Annotated in this window: 12 protein-coding genes and 1 pseudogene; 2 read left to right on the top strand and 11 right to left on the bottom strand. The window is 63.5% G+C overall.

The features are described 5' to 3' along the window. Nucleotides 1-6: 6 nt before the first annotated feature. The 11 genes and pseudogenes from RPG13_RS30035 to RPG13_RS29985 form a co-directional block, all read right to left on the bottom strand. A complete protein-coding gene (locus RPG13_RS30035; protein ID WP_337126696.1) occupies nt 7-768 on the bottom strand; it encodes a 3-ketoacyl-ACP reductase in 762 nt (253 codons plus the stop codon). After that, nucleotides 765-2,282 carry a GMC family oxidoreductase gene (locus RPG13_RS30030; RefSeq protein WP_337126695.1) on the bottom strand — a complete coding sequence of 506 codons (1,518 nt, stop codon included), beginning with the start codon at nt 2,280-2,282 and terminating at the stop codon, nt 765-767. Before RPG13_RS30030 ends, RPG13_RS30035 begins: the two co-directional genes overlap by 4 nt. A 5-nt stretch (nt 2,283-2,287) precedes the next feature. Beyond that, nucleotides 2,288-3,403, bottom strand: coding sequence for an ABC transporter ATP-binding protein (locus RPG13_RS30025; RefSeq protein WP_095484049.1), 1,116 nt, complete (start codon nt 3,401-3,403; stop codon nt 2,288-2,290). Between the two features lie 4 nt (nt 3,404-3,407). After that, complete coding sequence (locus tag RPG13_RS30020; protein WP_095484050.1) at nt 3,408-4,352, bottom strand: carbohydrate ABC transporter permease; 945 nt, start codon at nt 4,350-4,352, stop codon at nt 3,408-3,410. Further along, nucleotides 4,349-5,305 carry a carbohydrate ABC transporter permease gene (locus tag RPG13_RS30015; protein WP_128284570.1) on the bottom strand — a complete coding sequence of 319 codons (957 nt, stop codon included), beginning with the start codon at nt 5,303-5,305 and terminating at the stop codon, nt 4,349-4,351. The genes RPG13_RS30020 and RPG13_RS30015 overlap by 4 nt, the downstream gene beginning before the upstream one ends. 136 nt (nt 5,306-5,441) lie before the next feature. Continuing rightward, nucleotides 5,442-6,695 carry an ABC transporter substrate-binding protein gene (locus tag RPG13_RS30010; protein ID WP_337126694.1) on the bottom strand — a complete coding sequence of 418 codons (1,254 nt, stop codon included), beginning with the start codon at nt 6,693-6,695 and terminating at the stop codon, nt 5,442-5,444. Between the two features lie 59 nt (nt 6,696-6,754). Beyond that, nucleotides 6,755-8,264, bottom strand: a pseudogene (locus tag RPG13_RS30005) (aldehyde dehydrogenase family protein). Between the two features lie 19 nt (nt 8,265-8,283). Further along, nucleotides 8,284-9,060: an enoyl-CoA hydratase/isomerase family protein gene (locus RPG13_RS30000; RefSeq protein WP_337126693.1), complete on the bottom strand. Its 777-nt coding sequence runs from the start codon at nt 9,058-9,060 to the stop codon at nt 8,284-8,286. Further along, on the bottom strand, nt 9,053-10,654 hold the full coding sequence (locus RPG13_RS29995) for an acyl CoA:acetate/3-ketoacid CoA transferase (protein WP_337126692.1): 1,602 nt from the start codon (nt 10,652-10,654) through the stop codon (nt 9,053-9,055). The genes RPG13_RS30000 and RPG13_RS29995 overlap by 8 nt, the downstream gene beginning before the upstream one ends. After that, nucleotides 10,651-11,667: a Gfo/Idh/MocA family protein gene (locus RPG13_RS29990; RefSeq protein ID WP_337126691.1), complete on the bottom strand. Its 1,017-nt coding sequence runs from the start codon at nt 11,665-11,667 to the stop codon at nt 10,651-10,653. Before RPG13_RS29990 ends, RPG13_RS29995 begins: the two co-directional genes overlap by 4 nt. Continuing rightward, nucleotides 11,664-12,707, bottom strand: coding sequence for a LacI family DNA-binding transcriptional regulator (locus RPG13_RS29985; RefSeq protein ID WP_337126690.1), 1,044 nt, complete (start codon nt 12,705-12,707; stop codon nt 11,664-11,666). Before RPG13_RS29985 ends, RPG13_RS29990 begins: the two co-directional genes overlap by 4 nt. A gap of 239 nt (nt 12,708-12,946) precedes the next feature. Here RPG13_RS29985 and RPG13_RS29980 point away from each other — a divergent pair, with 239 nt between their 5' ends. Both RPG13_RS29980 and fcl read left to right on the top strand, forming a co-directional pair. After that, on the top strand, nt 12,947-14,101 hold the full coding sequence (locus RPG13_RS29980; protein WP_127205835.1) for a dihydrodipicolinate synthase family protein: 1,155 nt from the start codon (nt 12,947-12,949) through the stop codon (nt 14,099-14,101). A gap of 145 nt (nt 14,102-14,246) precedes the next feature. Next, complete coding sequence (gene fcl, locus RPG13_RS29975) at nt 14,247-15,209, top strand: GDP-L-fucose synthase (protein WP_095484059.1); 963 nt, start codon at nt 14,247-14,249, stop codon at nt 15,207-15,209. Nucleotides 15,210-15,786 lie beyond the last annotated feature (577 nt).

Raw genomic sequence — 15,786 nt, 5'->3', positions numbered from 1 at the left:
ACCTGCTCACAGCCTCGGCACCGACAGCGCGCCGTCGACATTGACGATCGAGCCGGTCGAAAAGCCGAGCTTGCCGCCGGCGAGTGCCGCCACCGCGGCGCCGACATCGGCGGCTTCGCCCCAGCGCTTTGCCGGTACCAGCCCGCGGTCGATCAGCGCGTCGTATTTGGCGGTTACCCCGGCGGTCATGTCGGTGCGGATGATGCCCGGCCGCACCTCGAACACGCCGACATTTTCGGCGGCGAGCCGCAGTGCCAGGGTCTTCACCCACATCGAAAGCCCAGCTTTGGAGATGCAGTAGTCGCCGCGCTCGGGCGAGGCCATTTCGGCGCTGACCGAGGTGATGGTGATGATCGATTTTGGGTGATCACCCGGCGCTGCAAGCATCACCTTGGCAACGGCTTGGCTGAGGAAGACGGTGCCGCGCAGATTAATGCTGAGGATCCGGTCGAAATTCTCCGGTTTCAATTCCAGCAGGTCGCCGCGTTCGACCGCGCCGATGCCGGCATTGTTGACGAGGCAGTCGATGCGGCCGAAGGCATTCAATGCGGCATCGACCAGCGCTGCATGGCTGTCGAGATCGGCGATGTCGCCGCCATAGTAGGCGAACGCCGCGCCGCGGGCGGCGATGTCAGCGGCAAGCCCGTCGGTCGCGTTGTCGGCGAGGTCCACGACAAGGATGTCGAAGCCCGCATCGGCCAGCGCCTCGGCGCAGGCAAGGCCGATGCCGCGTGCGCCGCCGGTGACGATCGCTCCCGGGCGACTCATGCGACAAGCTCCGTCTTGCGGATATGGTCGGCGACGCGCAATGCCTGTGCAGCGATCGACAGCGCCGGATTGACCGCGGCCGAGTTCGGCAGGAAGCTGCCGTCGACAACAAACAGGTTGTGGTGATCGAATGAGCGGCAGAAGGGGTCGAGCGGCGAGGTCGCCGGATCGTCGCCCATCTTAACCGTGCCGCACTGGTGCGACGGCGTGCGCTTGTCGAAAGGCCGCGACAGGACGATCGGATAGCCGCAGGCGCGGAAGTTCTCGCGCATCACCTTGGTCAGCCCGTCGAGCGACTGCATGTTGGAGCGCCGCCACTGCATGACGATGTCCTTGCCGTCGACCATGATGCGGCTTTCGGGATCGGGCAGGTCCTCGCACATCAGATACCAGTCGACGGCGTGGCCGGCCATGAAGTCCAGCGCGAATTTGGGTGCAAGCTTGACGTTGGCCCTCAGAATATGGCCGTCGATCTTGCCCAGAAGCTGAACGTTGCCGAGCGGCTTGCCGCCCTTGCCGTCGGACAGATAATAGTCGTTGAGCATCAGCGTCTTCTGGTAGACGGATGTGTTCCTGCGGCGCGGATCGATCGCCAGCATGGCGCTCGAATTGTGGTTCATGAAATTGCGGCCGACCTGGTCGGAACGGTTGGCGAGGCCCTTGCCGCCTCCCTTGCCATTGTTGGGAGAGGGCGAGCGCAACAGGATGACCGCTGAATTGACCGCGCCGGCCGAGAGGATGACCAGTTTCGGCGTCACTTTCTTCAGCGTGCCATTCTGGCGATAGTGAACGGCGGCGATCGTCCTGGCATCCGATGACGCTTCGAGATATTCGACGTGGGCACTGGTCTCTAGCCTGATGTTCCGGTCGGCCAGTGCTGCCGCCAGCGGCCCTGTTTGGGCGTCGACCTTGCCGGTCCCGGTGTTGGGAAAGGCATCCCAGCCTGTCTTGCCGTCCTTCAGCCAGGCATCGATGTCGACGCCGAGCGGCAGCGATGCGGGGTGCAGGCCGAGACGCTTGAGCTCGGCGCGGGCGCGGGCGATGGGCGGCTCGTCCGGCACCGGCCCGAAGGCATAGGGGATCGAGTGGAACGGTTCGGTCGGGTCTTCGCCGAGTGCGCCGCGCACGCGAAAAAGCTGCTCGGCCTTGGAGTACCAAGGCTCGAACTCCTCGTAGGAGAACGGCCAGGCCGGCGAGACGCCGCCATAGTGCTCCATGGCGGAAAAGTCTTGCCTGCGGTAGCGGATCAGCACCGCGCCATAGAATTTCGAATTGCCGCCCACATAGTAGTAATTGCCGGGATTGAACGCAGCACCCCCGGCCTCGCGCCACATCTCCTTCGGCCGGTAATGGCCGTCGACGAAGATGGCGCGTGTGTCGCGCGTGTGCGGGGTCGCCGGCAGCTTCTCGCCGCGCTCCAGCATCAGGATCGAGGCGCCACTGCCGGCAAGGCCGGAGGCGATCGTGGCGCCGCCGATGCCGGAGCCGATGATGACGATGTCCGGGTTTGTCATGGCTGTCAGAGGATACGGTTCTCGGTCGCCGGATCGAAGAACACCGCCTTGGTCAGGTTGAAGGCGAGCGGCGTGCTGGTGCCCGGCTGGATGTTGGCGTCGGCGCGCAGCCGCGCCACCACCGCCTTGCCGCCCAGATTGGTGACCGCGAAAGTGTCGGAGCCGGCCGGTTCCACGACTTCGATGTGACAGTCGGCGGTGGCGATGTTCGATGCGTTGCGTTCGGCCCCTTCCGGATCGGTCAGGGCTTCGGGGCGGACGCCGAAGATGATCGGCTTGTCGTGGAATGCCGACAGGCCCGACGGCGCATCGGCCAGCGGCAGCGAGATCGGCTCGCGCGCCTCGCGCTGCAGCACCACGGAAAGCGCATTGCCATTGCCGCCGATCGTCGCCGGGATCAGGTTCATCGCCGGTGAACCCATGAAGTCGGCAACGAACAGATTGGTCGGGTTGTTGTAGATTTCGGCTGGCGTGCCGAACTGCTGCACCTCGCCGTCGCGCATCACCGCGATCTTGGTGGCCAGCGTCATCGCCTCGATCTGATCGTGGGTGACGTAGACGATCGTGGTGCCGGTGGTCGCGTGCAGGCGCTTGATCTCGATGCGCATGTCGACACGCAGCTTGGCGTCGAGATTGGAGAGCGGCTCGTCGAAGAGAAAGAGCTTGGGGTCGCGCACCAGCGCGCGGCCCATCGCGACGCGCTGGCGCTGGCCACCGGAAAGCTGGCTCGGCTTGCGCTGCAAGAGGTGGCCGATCTGCAGCACCTTCGCCACCTTGTCGATCGCCTTCTGGCGCTCCTGAGCCGGCACGCCGCGCATCTCCATGCCGAAGGCGATGTTTCCGGCGACCGTCATGTTCGGATAGAGCGCGTAGCTCTGGAACACCATGGCGATATCGCGCTTCGAGGGATGAAGATCGTTGATCGTCCGGCCGTCGACGCGAATTTCGCCTTCGGTGATGGTTTCCAGGCCGGCGATGGTGTTGAGCAAGGTCGACTTGCCGCAGCCGGACGGGCCGACCAGCACGAGGAAGCCGCCCTTTTCGAGATCGACGTCGATGCCCTTCAGGATTTCGACCGATCCGAACCGCTTCCTCAGCCCATTGATTTCGAGAAAAGCCATTCGATTATCCTTTGACGGCGCCGGCCATCAGGCCGCGCACAAAATAGCGGCCAGCGACCACGTAGACGAGAAGGGTCGGCAGTGCGGCGATCATCGCCGCCGCCATGTTGACGTTGTATTCGACGACGCCGGTCGAGGTGTTGACGACGTTGTTCAGCGCCACGGTCATCGGCATCGCGTCACCGGTGCCGGCATAGGCGGAGGCGAACAGGAAGTCGTTCCAGATGTTGGTGAACTGGTAGATGACGGTGACGACGAAGATCGGCATCGAATTCGGCAGCATGATGCGCCGGAAAATCTGGAAGAAGCTGGCCCCGTCGACCTGCGCCGCCTTGACCAGTTCGGTCGGGAACGCCTCGTAATAGTTGCGGAAGAACAAAGTGGTGAAGCCAAGCCCGTAGACGACGTGGACAAAGACCAGGTTGACCGTCGGGTTGCCCAAGCCGAATGACAGCCCCGTTGCGTTCCGCAACGTCACGCCGAAACGGCCGAGGCTGCCGAGGATCGTCGCCATCGGCAACAGCACCGACTGGAACGGAATGAAGCAGGCAAACAGCATCAGCCCGAACACCAGCGTGTGGCCGCGGAAGCGCCATTTGGTCAGGACATAGCCGTTGAGCGCGCCGAGCAGCGTCGAGATCAGCACCGCCGGAACCACCATCTTGATGGAATTCCAGAAATAGCCCTTGATGCCGGCGCAGGTGAGGCCGACGCAGGTCTCGCCCCAGGCCTTCAGCCATGGCTCGAAGGTCGGCGCCTGCGGCAGCGCCAGCATGTTGCCGTTCTGGATCTCGTCCATGGTCTTGAACGAGGTCACCAGCATGACGAATAGCGGCATCAGGTAGAACAGCGCGAACAGCGCCAGCAGGCCGTAGATGACAACGCGGTTGACGGTCCTGGCGCTGATGCCGCCAGTGCTCTGGCGAGCGGGAGTGGCAATGACGCTCATCGCGGCTTCTCCCTGAGCTCGGAGTAGAGATAGGGCACGATGATCGCGGTGATGGTCATCAGCATGATCACAGCACTGGCTGAGCCGACAGCCATTTCGTTGCGCTTGAAGGTGTACTCATACATGAAGTTCGACGGCAGCCAGGCCGAGCCGCCCGGTCCGCCACTGGTCAGCGCGACGACCAAATCGTAGGACTTGATGGCGAGGTGGGCGAGCACGATGAAGGCCGACAGGAACACCGGCCGCAGCAGCGGGATGACGATCCGGCGATAGAGCTGGAACGTGGTGGCGCCGTCGATCTGCGCCGCCTTCATGATCTCGCCGTCGATGCCACGCAGGCCGGCGAGGAACATCGCCATGATGAACCCCGAGGCCTGCCAGACGCCGGCGATCACCACGGTGTAGATGACGAAATCCTTGTTCTTGATCCAGTCGAAATGGAAGCTCGTCCAGCCCCATTGGTGCAGCGTCTGCTCGAGGCCGAGGCCGGGATCGAGGAACCATTTCCAGGCGACGCCGGTGACGATGAAGGATAGCGCCATCGGGTAGAGATAGATCGGCCGCAACACGCCTTCGCCGCGGATCTTCTGGTCGAGCAGGATGGCCAGGAAAAGGCCGAGCGCCAGGCAGATGAAGATGTAGAGAAAACCGAAAATGCCCATGTTGGTGATCGACGTGTACCAGCTCGATGGCGGGTCGCTCTCGAAGGTCCAGCGCCACAGCCGCTGATAGGCGCGTGACCCAGTAATGGCATAGGACGGGAACGTCTTGGAGTTGGTGAAAGACAGATAGACCGTCCACAGGATGAAGCCGTAGACGAAGACGATGGTGATCGCAAAGCTTGGCGCCAGCACGATCTTCGGCAAGGCGTCCTGCAGGCGCGAGCGCACCGAGGCGCCCGGGCGCGCGTTATGCTCCGGCGTCAGCTTGATCTGGGTCGCGACCGTAGTCATGGGCTCCTCCCTTTCGGGTCGGGCGTGTTGGTTGATCGCCGGCGCCAGGTGATAGGCATTTCCGACGCGAGGCCGACCATTCTGCCTTGGTGCAACCTTCCCCACCGGAGCAGGGAAGGTCTCTCCATGCCTGGTTTTACTTGGCGTCTTCGATCGCGTTGACCAGCTGGGTCACGGCCTCGTCCGAGGTCTTGATCTGGCCGTGGACGAATTTCGAGACGACGTCCTTATAGGCATTGGCGACCGCCGGAGGCGCGCCATAGCCTTGCGCGAGCGAACCAAACAGCGTGCCGCCCTCATTGGCGGCCTTCAGGTCGGCCATGCCCTTCTTGCCGCAAGCGTCGAAGTCGGTGTCAGGCACGTCGGTGCGCGCTGGGACCGAGCCCTTGACGACGTTGAAGGCCGACTGGAAGCTCTTCGACAAAGTGGCGGTGGCCAAGGCGGCCTGGGCGGCCTTGCGGTCGTCCGGAACGTCGAACATGCCGAACATGTCGGAGTTGTAGACCACGCTGCCGTCGGTGCCCGGGAAGCGATAGCACAGGAAGTCGGTGCCAGGGACCTTCTTGGCGGCGTTAAATTCGCCCTTGGCCCAGTCGCCCATGACCTGCACCAGCGCATCGCCCTTGATGACCATGGCGGTAGCGAGGTTCCAGTCGCGGCCCGAGAAGTTCGGGTCGACATAGGTGACGAGCTTGGCGAGGTTGTCGAACGACTTCTTCATCGTGTCGGACTTCAGCTGCTCTTCGTCGAGGTCGTTGAAGGCCTTTTTGTAGAACTCAGGTCCGCCGGTCGACAGCACGACCGAATCGAACATGGTGGCCTCCTGCCAGTTCTGGCCGCCGAGCGCGAGCGGGATGACGCCCGCCGCCTTGGCCTTGTCGAGCAGCGCGACGAAGTCGTCGAAGGTCTTGGGCTCGGTGCCGCCGATCTTGTCCATCACCGCCTTGTTGATCCACAGCCAGTTGACCGAGTGGACGTTGACCGGAGCCGCGACCCACTTGCCGTCATAGACCGAGAATTTCTGCAGGGCGGCCGGAACGGACTTGTCCCAGCCTTCCTTTACCGCCGTCTCGGTCAGGTCGCCCATCACGCCGGCTGCGGCATAATCGAGCACGGTATATCCGAGCATCTGCGAGGCGGTCGGGTAATTGCCGGCCGCGACCATCGCCTTCAGCGCGGTCATGGCGGCGTCGCCGCCGCCGCCAGCCACGGGCACGTCCTTCCAGGCAAAGCCTTGCTTGGACAGATCTTCCTTGAGCACGTTCAAAGCAGCCGCTTCGCCGCCCGACGTCCACCAATGCAGCATCTCAACTTCCTTGACGTCTTGGGCGTGGGCCGCGAACGCAAGGCCCGACCCGAGAGCCGTTCCGATAAGCAGTTTGCGCAACATGTACTTCCTCCCTTGTTACATCTACACGACCGGCGGTTGCCCGCCGGGTTCTTCCCAACTCAGCCGACCCACCATCCGGTGCGCTGGCCACGATGAAACTGGATTGTTTTCCTCGGTATAATCCTCGACGGCGCGCTTGCCGAGTTCGCGTCCGAGACCGGACTGCTTGTAGCCTCCGAAAGGCAGCTCGGGATAACCTTCCATGAACGTGTTCACCCAAACGGTTCCCGAACGCACATTCCGCGCCACCGACATGCAGGTGTCGATGCTGGCGCTCCACACGCCCGCCGATAAACCATAGGGCGTGTTGTTGGCGATGCGCAACGCCTTTTCAATCGATTCAAAGGTCAGCACTGAGAGCACCGGGCCGAACACTTCCTCGCGTGCAATGGCCATGTCTTCGGTTACGCCGCGAAGAATGGTCGGGTCGAGATATTGACCGGCACTGGAGGCGATCTGCTTGCCGCCGCTATAGACGCTGCTGCCGTCGTTTGCCGCCGCCGTCACGTATCCGGTGACCTTGGCCAGGTGCTCGGAAGAGATCATCGCGCCGACCTTGGTGCCGTCATCGAGTGGATCGCCGACGGTGACCCGGGCGGTGAGCGCCTTCACTGCGCCAAGGAAGTCGTCGGCGATCGCCTCGTGGACGATCAGCCGGCTGCCGGCGTTGCAGCATTCGCCGGCGTTGAAAAAGCCGCCGAACACCGCTGCGTCGGCGGCGGCTTCGAGGTCGGCGTCGGGAAAGACGATCTGGCCGTTCTTGCCGCCGAGCTCCATCGAAACCTTCTTCAGCGTGCTCGCAGCCGATCCCATGGTCATCTTGCCGACCCGAGTGGAGCCGGTGAACGACACCATCTCGACCAGCGGATGGCTGACCATCGCCGCGCCGACATCGGCGCCCAGGCCAGCGAGGATGTTGACGACGCCATCCGGCAAGCCGGCCTGCATCAGGATGTCGCCGAGCACGAAGGTCGAGGCCGAGGTCATCTCGCTCGGCTTGACCACCGCCGTGCAGCCGGCGGCGAGCGCAAACGGCAGTTTCTGGCTGACGATGAGGAACGGAAAATTCCATGGCGTGATGATCGAGACGACGCCGATCGGTTCGCGCAGCACGACGCCCAGCATGGCGTCGCCGAGATTGGCGTAGGTTTCGCCATGCAGCGTGCGGGCAAGCGCCGCGGCATAGCGCCAGATGTCGACGGCGCCGCCGATCTCGCCGCGCGCCTGGGCGATCGGCTTGCCGGATTCCAGCGCGTCGAGCCTGGCGATGTCCTCGAGCCGCGCCTCGATCAGATCCGCTGCCTTGAGCAGGATCGCGGCGCGCTCTGCTGCCTTCATGCGGGGCCAGGGGCCGACCTCGAAAGCCTTGTGCGCGGCGGTCACCGCCGCCTCGACTTCTGCCGCGCCGGCTTGCGCATAGCGCGAAACGGTGAAGCCATGGCCGGGGCTGTTGCGCTCCAGCGTCCGGCCGTCGCGGGCATCGACAAACTTGCCGTCGATCAGCAGCCGGTAAGTCTTCGGCGCTGCGGATGCCTCGGCGGGCATGGCGATCTCGAGGGTCAAGTTCATGTGAGGTTCCGCTTGCATTCTAGGATCTTGAAAACGCTGGTTTCTGCTTGGCCTTGAAAGCGCCGACGCCGGCCTTGAGATCGCCGGTCAGCGCGATGAAGCCGCTGGCCAACGCCTCTGTGGCGGCAGCACTTTCCTCGCCCTCGGCGACCGCGATCATCAGCTTGGCGGCTTCGGTTGCCAGCGGGCCACGCTCGGCGATCTTGGCGGCCCACGCGTTGGCTGCGGCGAACGCGTTGCCAGTTTCGACCACGCGGTCAACGATGCCCAGAGCAAGCGCCTCGGAGGCGAGAAAAATCTCGCCGCCGATTGCCATGCGCCGCACCGTCTGCGCGCCGAAACGGCGCACCGCGCGCTGCGTGCCGGACCAGCCGGGCACCACGCCAATCGAGGTTTCCGGGAAGCCCAATTTCACATGCGCCTCGGCTACACGGAAGTCGCAGGCGACCGCCAGTTCCAGCCCGCCGCCCAGCGCATGGCCGGACAGCACGGCGATCGTCGGCTGCCGCAACCGCGCCAGCCGGTCGAAGACGCGATGGCCGTAGCGCACCCATTGCACCTGGAAGTCGGCGGCACTCATTTGCGACCACGCTTCGACATCGCCACCCGAGCAAAAACCCTTGCCTTCGCCACACAGCAGCACGGCGCGGACACCGTCCGCAGCTTCCGCCGTGTCGAGCGCGGCTTCCAGGGTGCGCAGCATCGGGATGTCGAGCGCGTTGAATTTCTCCGGCCGGCGCAGCGTGACAATGCCGAGAGCGCCGTCGATTTCGAAGGTGACAAGATGCTCAGCCATGCGCGCCTCCGAGCGAGGCAGAGCCATTGAGCGACAGACCGATCGGCCGATCCCGGTAGAGTGCGTCAGGTGTCACTTTCAGATCGTTGGCGATACCGAGCGGGCTCTCGGCCTGCGCCAGCACATCGCGCTGAAGGTCGATGCCCGGTGCCAGCTCAGTCACCATCAGCCCATCCGACGTCAGCTTCATCACGCAGCGCTCGGTGACATAGGTGATGTCCTGTCCTTGCGCGACCGCGCGCTTGCCCGAGAACGAGATGTGCTCGACCTCGCCGACCACTTTCTTGATCTTGCCTTCCCCATCGATGCGGATGCCGCCATCGGCCAGCGACAGCTTGGCCCCGGCATTGAAGAAGCCGGAAAACACGATCTTCTTCGCCCGCGCGGTGATGTCGACAAAACCGCCGGCGCCGGCGGTGACATGCGGCCGCGCCGAAAGCTTCGACACGTTGACCGAGCCATGGCGGTCGATCTGCAGGAAGGACAGCAGCGAGGCGTCGAAACCGCCGCCTTGGAAGTAGATGAACTGGTGTGGCGAAGGCATGAATGCGTCGGCATTCGACGAGCAGCCGAACTTGAAGTCGAGCAGTGGCACGCCACCGACCGCGCCCTGTTCGATAACCCAGGTGACCTTGCCGTGCTGGCCTTCCTCGAGAAGGATGCGCGGCACATTGGCCGAGATGCCGAAGCCAATGTTGACGGCCATGCCGTCGGCAAGCTCCATGGCGACGCGTCGCGCGATCACCTTCTGGACACTCATCTCGGCATTGCGGAAGGTCGACAGCGGCCGGAAGATCTCGCCCGAGATCGCCGGGTCATATGGCGTCAGCGTTGTCTGCAACTGGTCGGGCGCCACCACGATGTGGTCGACCAACACACCTGGCACGCGCACGTCATGCGGCTTCAGCGTGCCGTTCTCGACCACCCGCTTGACCTGCGCGATGACGATGCCGCCATTGTTGCGGGCGGCGAGCGCCTGTTCCAGCCCGCCGAGATAGGCGCCCTCGTGCTCATAAGTGAGGTTGCCGCGCTCGTCGGCGGTCGTGGCGCGGATGATCGACACATTGGGCACGATCGAGCGGAAATAGAGCCATTCATCACCGTCGAACTGCTGCACCGAAACGATCGGCTCGCTGGCCGCCGCATTCATGGCGCAGCCCTGATGGCGCGGGTCGGCGAACGTATCGAGCCCGACCTTTGTCAGCACGCCGGGGCGCTTGGCAGCAGCCTCCCGGTGCATGTCGAACAGGATGCCTGAAGGCACATTGTAGGCGGCGACCGAATTGTCGCCGATCATCTTCCAGATCTGCGGCGGCTCCGAGGATGACGGGCCGGAGGGATAGGAGCCGCACAGCGTGCGCTTCAACAGGCCGGGCTTGGCCAGATGGTCGATGCCCTTGATGCCGTACATGTCCCCGGCGGCGATCGGGTGCAGCGTCGTGATACCCTTCGGATGGCCTTCCGCGTCGAAGCGCTCACCGATGGCGGCAAGCACCGCATCCGGGCAGCCGAGACCGCTCGACGACGACACGGAAACGACCATGCCGTCCCTGATTAGGCTGGCGGCTTGCGCGGCGGAGACGAGCTTGCTCACCCTACGCCCCCGAGTTTCGGATCGATCGCGACCGATTTGCCGGACTTTGCGGATTGCAACGCCGCCTCGGCTGATGTCAGCGACCAGACGCCGTCCTCGCCGGTGGCCGACGGCTGGTCTTCGCCACCGATCGCCGCATGGAACTGGCGCAAAGACGTGACATAGAGATCCTCGCGGTCGAAGCTCAATTCTTCCTCGCCCTTTGCCGTGCGCAGCAGTACAGAGCCGATCGGCATCTGCGTCATCACATCTTTCGCGATCAGGGAGCCTTCGCTGCCATGCACCTCGAAGCCGGTGCCGGCGAACTTGGTGGTGAAGCCCTCATGCGACTGGGCAATGATGCCCGATCTGAAGCGCCAGATGCACATGGCGCCATCTTCCAGCCCGCCGCTGGCCATGCCTGCGGCCTGCGTGAACGCCGAAACCTCCAGCGGATCGTCACCGAGCACGAAGCGCAGCGTGTCGGCATCGTGCACGGTGATGTCGAGCACTGCGCCGCCACCCGCTTCCGGCCTGGCGATGCGCCAGCCCTGCAGGTTTTCCGGCAGATAGACGGAGTGGAAGACGCGCGCGGCAATCGGCTTGCCGATACGGCCGGCGGCGATGGCTTCGCGCATCGCCCGGTGCGAGCCGGCATTGCGCAGATGATGGTTGGTGCCGAGGACGATGCCGGCGGCCTTGGCGGCGGCGACCATTGTGCGCGCATCGGCGCTGGTCAGCGCCAGCGGCTTTTCGCACAGCACATGTTTTCCCGCCTTGATGGCGGCTAATGCCTGTTCGAGATGCAGTTCGTTGGTGGTCGAGATGTAGACGGCGTCGATGTCGGGGGCGAGCAATTCATCGAGCGTCGAGACGGCGAGCGGGATGCCGTTCTCCTTGGCATAGGCCGTGGCTCGCTCCCGGCTGGAGCTCATCACCGCCGCGATCTCGCTGTTCGGTTGCGCGCGGATGGCGCTGATCATGAACTGCCTGGCGATCGTGCTCGCGCCGACCAGGCCCCATTTCACGGTCATGCCGCGTCTCCCATTCCCGCGCTGCGATCAGGACCGCAACTGTCCCTGACGACGAGGTTGACGGCGCCGATATGATCCTCGGCACGCGTGGTGCGCGACTGGATCATCTTCAGCATGACGTGGGCGGCGCGCTCGCCGAGGCCCGCCGAATCCACCGCGACGCTGGTCAGCGCCGGCATGTAATGCTGGGCTTCGACCACGTCATCGAAGCCGACAACGGCGAAATCCGCGCCGGGCTCGAGTCCGCGCTTGCGCAGCGCCAGCATGACGCCGAAGGCGACCGCATCGTTGAAGCACAGTGCCGCGGTCGGCGGCTCGGCCATCGCGAGGGCCGTCTCCAGACAGGCAATGCCGCCCTTGCGGCTGGTTTCGCCTTCGACGACGAGTGTATCGCGTTTGGCGATGCCGAGCGCTTCGCAGGCCTCGCGAAAACCGCCCAGCCGCTCGTGATAGACCACCAGGTCCGATGAGCCGCCGAAGAAGACCAGCCGGCGATGCCCTTTGCCGATCAGATGGGCGGTGGCGAGCCAGGCGCCGCGATGATTGTCGGGCGCGATCACTGGGATGCGGCTTTCGGGAAGGCGGCGCATGGTGAAGACGATCGGAAGGCCCGCCATCTCGATGCGGCGGAAAGCACCTGAGGTCGTGCCGCGCGCCGGCGACACGATCAGCCCGGCGACGCCTTGTTCCATCAGCGATTTCAGCACTTCCTCCTGGCGCACCGGGTTCTCCGCGGTGTTGGCGATGAACGGCACGATGCCTGCCGACTGGAAGACGCGCTCCATGCCGACCGCCATTTCGGCGAAAAAGGGGTTGGTGAGATCGTTGATGACCATGCCGATGACGTTGGAATGGGCCTTGCGCAGATTGGCGGCGCCGCGGTTGTAGACATAGCCGACATCCTCGATCGCCTTGCGAACCTTCAGCGCGGTCTCAGGCCGGATCAGTCCGCTGCCCTGCAGCACGAGCGACACCGTCGACTTGGACACGCCGGCCTCGCGGGCAATGTCGAGTATCGTCGCCTTGGGCCTGCTGGCCATCCAGATCCGTCCTCCCGGTATTTTCTGGTCGAATTATTGGAACGTTCTAATCCCTGTGTTGGATTTGAGTCAATCGGGATTTTTTCCGAGCTAGAAAAACGGGAGCTTAGCGGGTGCAGCCGGTGCTCTTCAAGGGTTTGTCGCTGCGATGCAGCATTCGGCGAGACCGAGATCGGGGACATAAAGGTTCTTGATTTATTGGAACGTTCCATTTATAGGCGCGACCAAGGGAGAGATCTATGGACATTGCCTTGCCCGAAGAGGGCGGTCGCAGCACTCGCTACCGCCTTGTCGGCCAGCCGGCACAGCCGGTGATCGGCGCACGGTTTTCGCGCATCGCCTATGCCGCCGCCCATGTCGTTGCCGATCCCCTCGCGATGACCGATCCGTGGTCCCATCCCGCGGTCGACTGGGAGTGCACGATGGCATTCCGCCATCATCTGTGGCGTCTAGGCTTCCGCATCGCCGAGGCGATGGACACCTCGCAGCGCGGCATGGGTTTCGACTGGGCAAACGCTAGGGAATTGATCCGCCGCTCGATCGCCGAGGCGCGAACCGTCGAGGGCGCCGATCTCGCCTCAGGTGCCGGAACAGACCATCTGGCGCCAGGCGCCGCCAGGACGCTCGACGATGTCATCGCGGCCTATGAGGAGCAGTTCGGTTTCATCGAAGGCCTGGGCGGCAAGGCGATCATGATGGCCAGCCGCGCGCTGGCGACTGTCGCCAAGGGTCCCGACGATTATATCAGCATCTATGACCGCATTCTGTCTCAGGCATCCGGCAAGGTCATCCTGCACTGGCTGGGCGACATGTTCGATCCGGCTCTGAAGGGTTATTGGGGCAGCCATGATTTCGAGACCGCGCTCGACACGGTGGTCGCCATCATCGAACGCCACGCCGGCAAGGTCGAGGGGATCAAGATATCACTGCTCGATGCCGACAAGGAAATCGCGCTCAGGAACCGGCTGCCAGAAGGGGTGATCATGTTCACCGGCGACGATTTCAATTATCCCGAATTGATCGCGGGCGATGGCGAAAGGCACTCGCACGCGCTGCTCGGCATTTTCGACGCCATCGCGCCGGTCGCCAATGCCGCGCTGGCGAAACTGGCCGACGGCGACCGCGCCGGCTATGACGCGATGATGGCGCCGACGGTACCTCTGTCGCGGAAAATCTTCGAGGCGCCGACCGAGTATTACAAGGCCGGTATCGTCCTCATGGCATGGCTGAACGGCCACCAGGAGCATTTTTCGATGGTCGGCGGCATGCAATCGGCGCGCGGCATTTGCCACTATGCCGATGTGTTCCGTCTTGCCGACCAGGCCGGATTGCTGGCCGACCCGGAGCTTGCCATCGCAAGAATGAAGAGCCTGTGTGCCGTGGCGGGCGTCTGATCGCCATCCCACTAGAAGAGTTCGCCCAAATCTCCGATTTGCCTTGTCTGGGCAAATCTGTATGCGGTATGCGTCCGACGCAGGCCCATCCGGCGCGCCGCCGCCAGATGGTCATAGCGGCCGTTTTCTGCATAGGGATACGCCAATGAGTTTCGACCTTCAGGGCAAGCGCGTTTTCGTGGCCGGGCATCGCGGCATGGTCGGCTCCGCCATATTGCGCAGGCTGGCGGGCGAGGACTGCGAGGTCCTGACCGCATCCCGCGATGAACTCGATCTTATGGACCAGGCCGGCGTGCGACGCTGGATGGCTGACCACAGGCCGGATGCGGTGGTGATGGCGGCGGCCAAGGTCGGCGGTATCCTGGCAAACGACAGGTTGCCGGTCGATTTTCTGCAGGACAATCTCATCATGCAGACCAATGTCATCGAGAGCGCCTTTCGCAACGAGGTGCAGAAACTGCTATTTCTCGGTTCGTCCTGCATCTACCCGAAGTTTGCGGCACAGCCGATCTCCGAGGATGCTTTGCTCACCGGTCCGCTCGAGCCCACCAACGAATGGTATGCGATCGCCAAGATCGCTGGACTGAAACTTTGCCAAGCCTATCGGCGCCAATATGGTGTCGAGTACATCTCGGCGATGCCGACCAACCTCTATGGCCCCGGCGACAATTTCGACCTCTCCACCAGCCATGTCGTGCCGGCCCTTATGCGCAAGGCGCACCAGGCCAAGCGCGCCGGCGACAAAACCCTCGAGGTCTGGGGATCGGGCACGCCGATGCGCGAATTCCTGCATGTCGACGACGCCGCCGACGCTCTGGTCTGGCTGCTGACAAACTATTCCGGCGACAGCCATGTCAATGTTGGCTCGGGCGAAGACATCACCATTGCCGAGCTGGCCCGCACCATGCTCTCCGTTGTCGGCGCCGATGCCGTGCTCACATTCGATGCGACCAAGCCGGACGGCACGCCGCGCAAGCTGATGGACGTGTCGCGTCTGTTTGCGACGGGCTGGCGCCCACAGTACTCGCTTCAGAGTGGATTGGAGCAGACCTATGCTTGGTTTCTCCGGCATATCGAGAAGGGCGATCTCCGCCTCGGCGCGGCCTGATCTCAATCGACGCTGATTGCCGCCGGAGATAACCGCCTAGGCGGCCCTGAAGCGCGTCGCAAGGCGCCCGGAAGCGAACGACCGTCGCGGACGTTCCAACTGTCCTTCAATTTTTCTTGTGAACCAATACGGGCCGAGAAGCGACCAAGCACTGCGTTTGCAAAGCGCGGGCAATCTTGGAGAGCTTCTCATGTCTATTGCGATACGAAACATCTTTCTTGCTGTCGTTTCAGCTTCGGTGCTGGCGGGTTGTCAAACAACGGTGACGAGAGAGTGCGACAAGTTAAATTCGAAAACGGTCTACAGCGGCAAATGCTGCGGTGCAGGCGACGTGCCGTGCCGGGAAGGCAAGGGGGGAGGCAGGCCGGGAAATACGCCAGACCCAACACCACAATGATCCGATCCGATATCGCCCGTCCTGGTTCGAGCCGGGACGGCTTCCCAAGCTTCGGGCGCGCGCTCTCCGACCCGTTCATGGCTTCTCGCCGGCACTAAAGCGCGTCGCGTTTGAACGGATTCATGCGACGCGCTTTAAGTTCTTGTTTTTATGCATGTCGTTATCGCAAAACCGCTGCGC

The organism is Mesorhizobium sp. ISC15 (genome assembly GCF_037162615.1).
In the GTDB taxonomy this organism is placed as follows: Bacteria; Pseudomonadota; Alphaproteobacteria; order Rhizobiales; family Rhizobiaceae; genus Mesorhizobium; species Mesorhizobium mediterraneum.
This window is presented reverse-complemented; position numbering and strand designations above follow the sequence as displayed.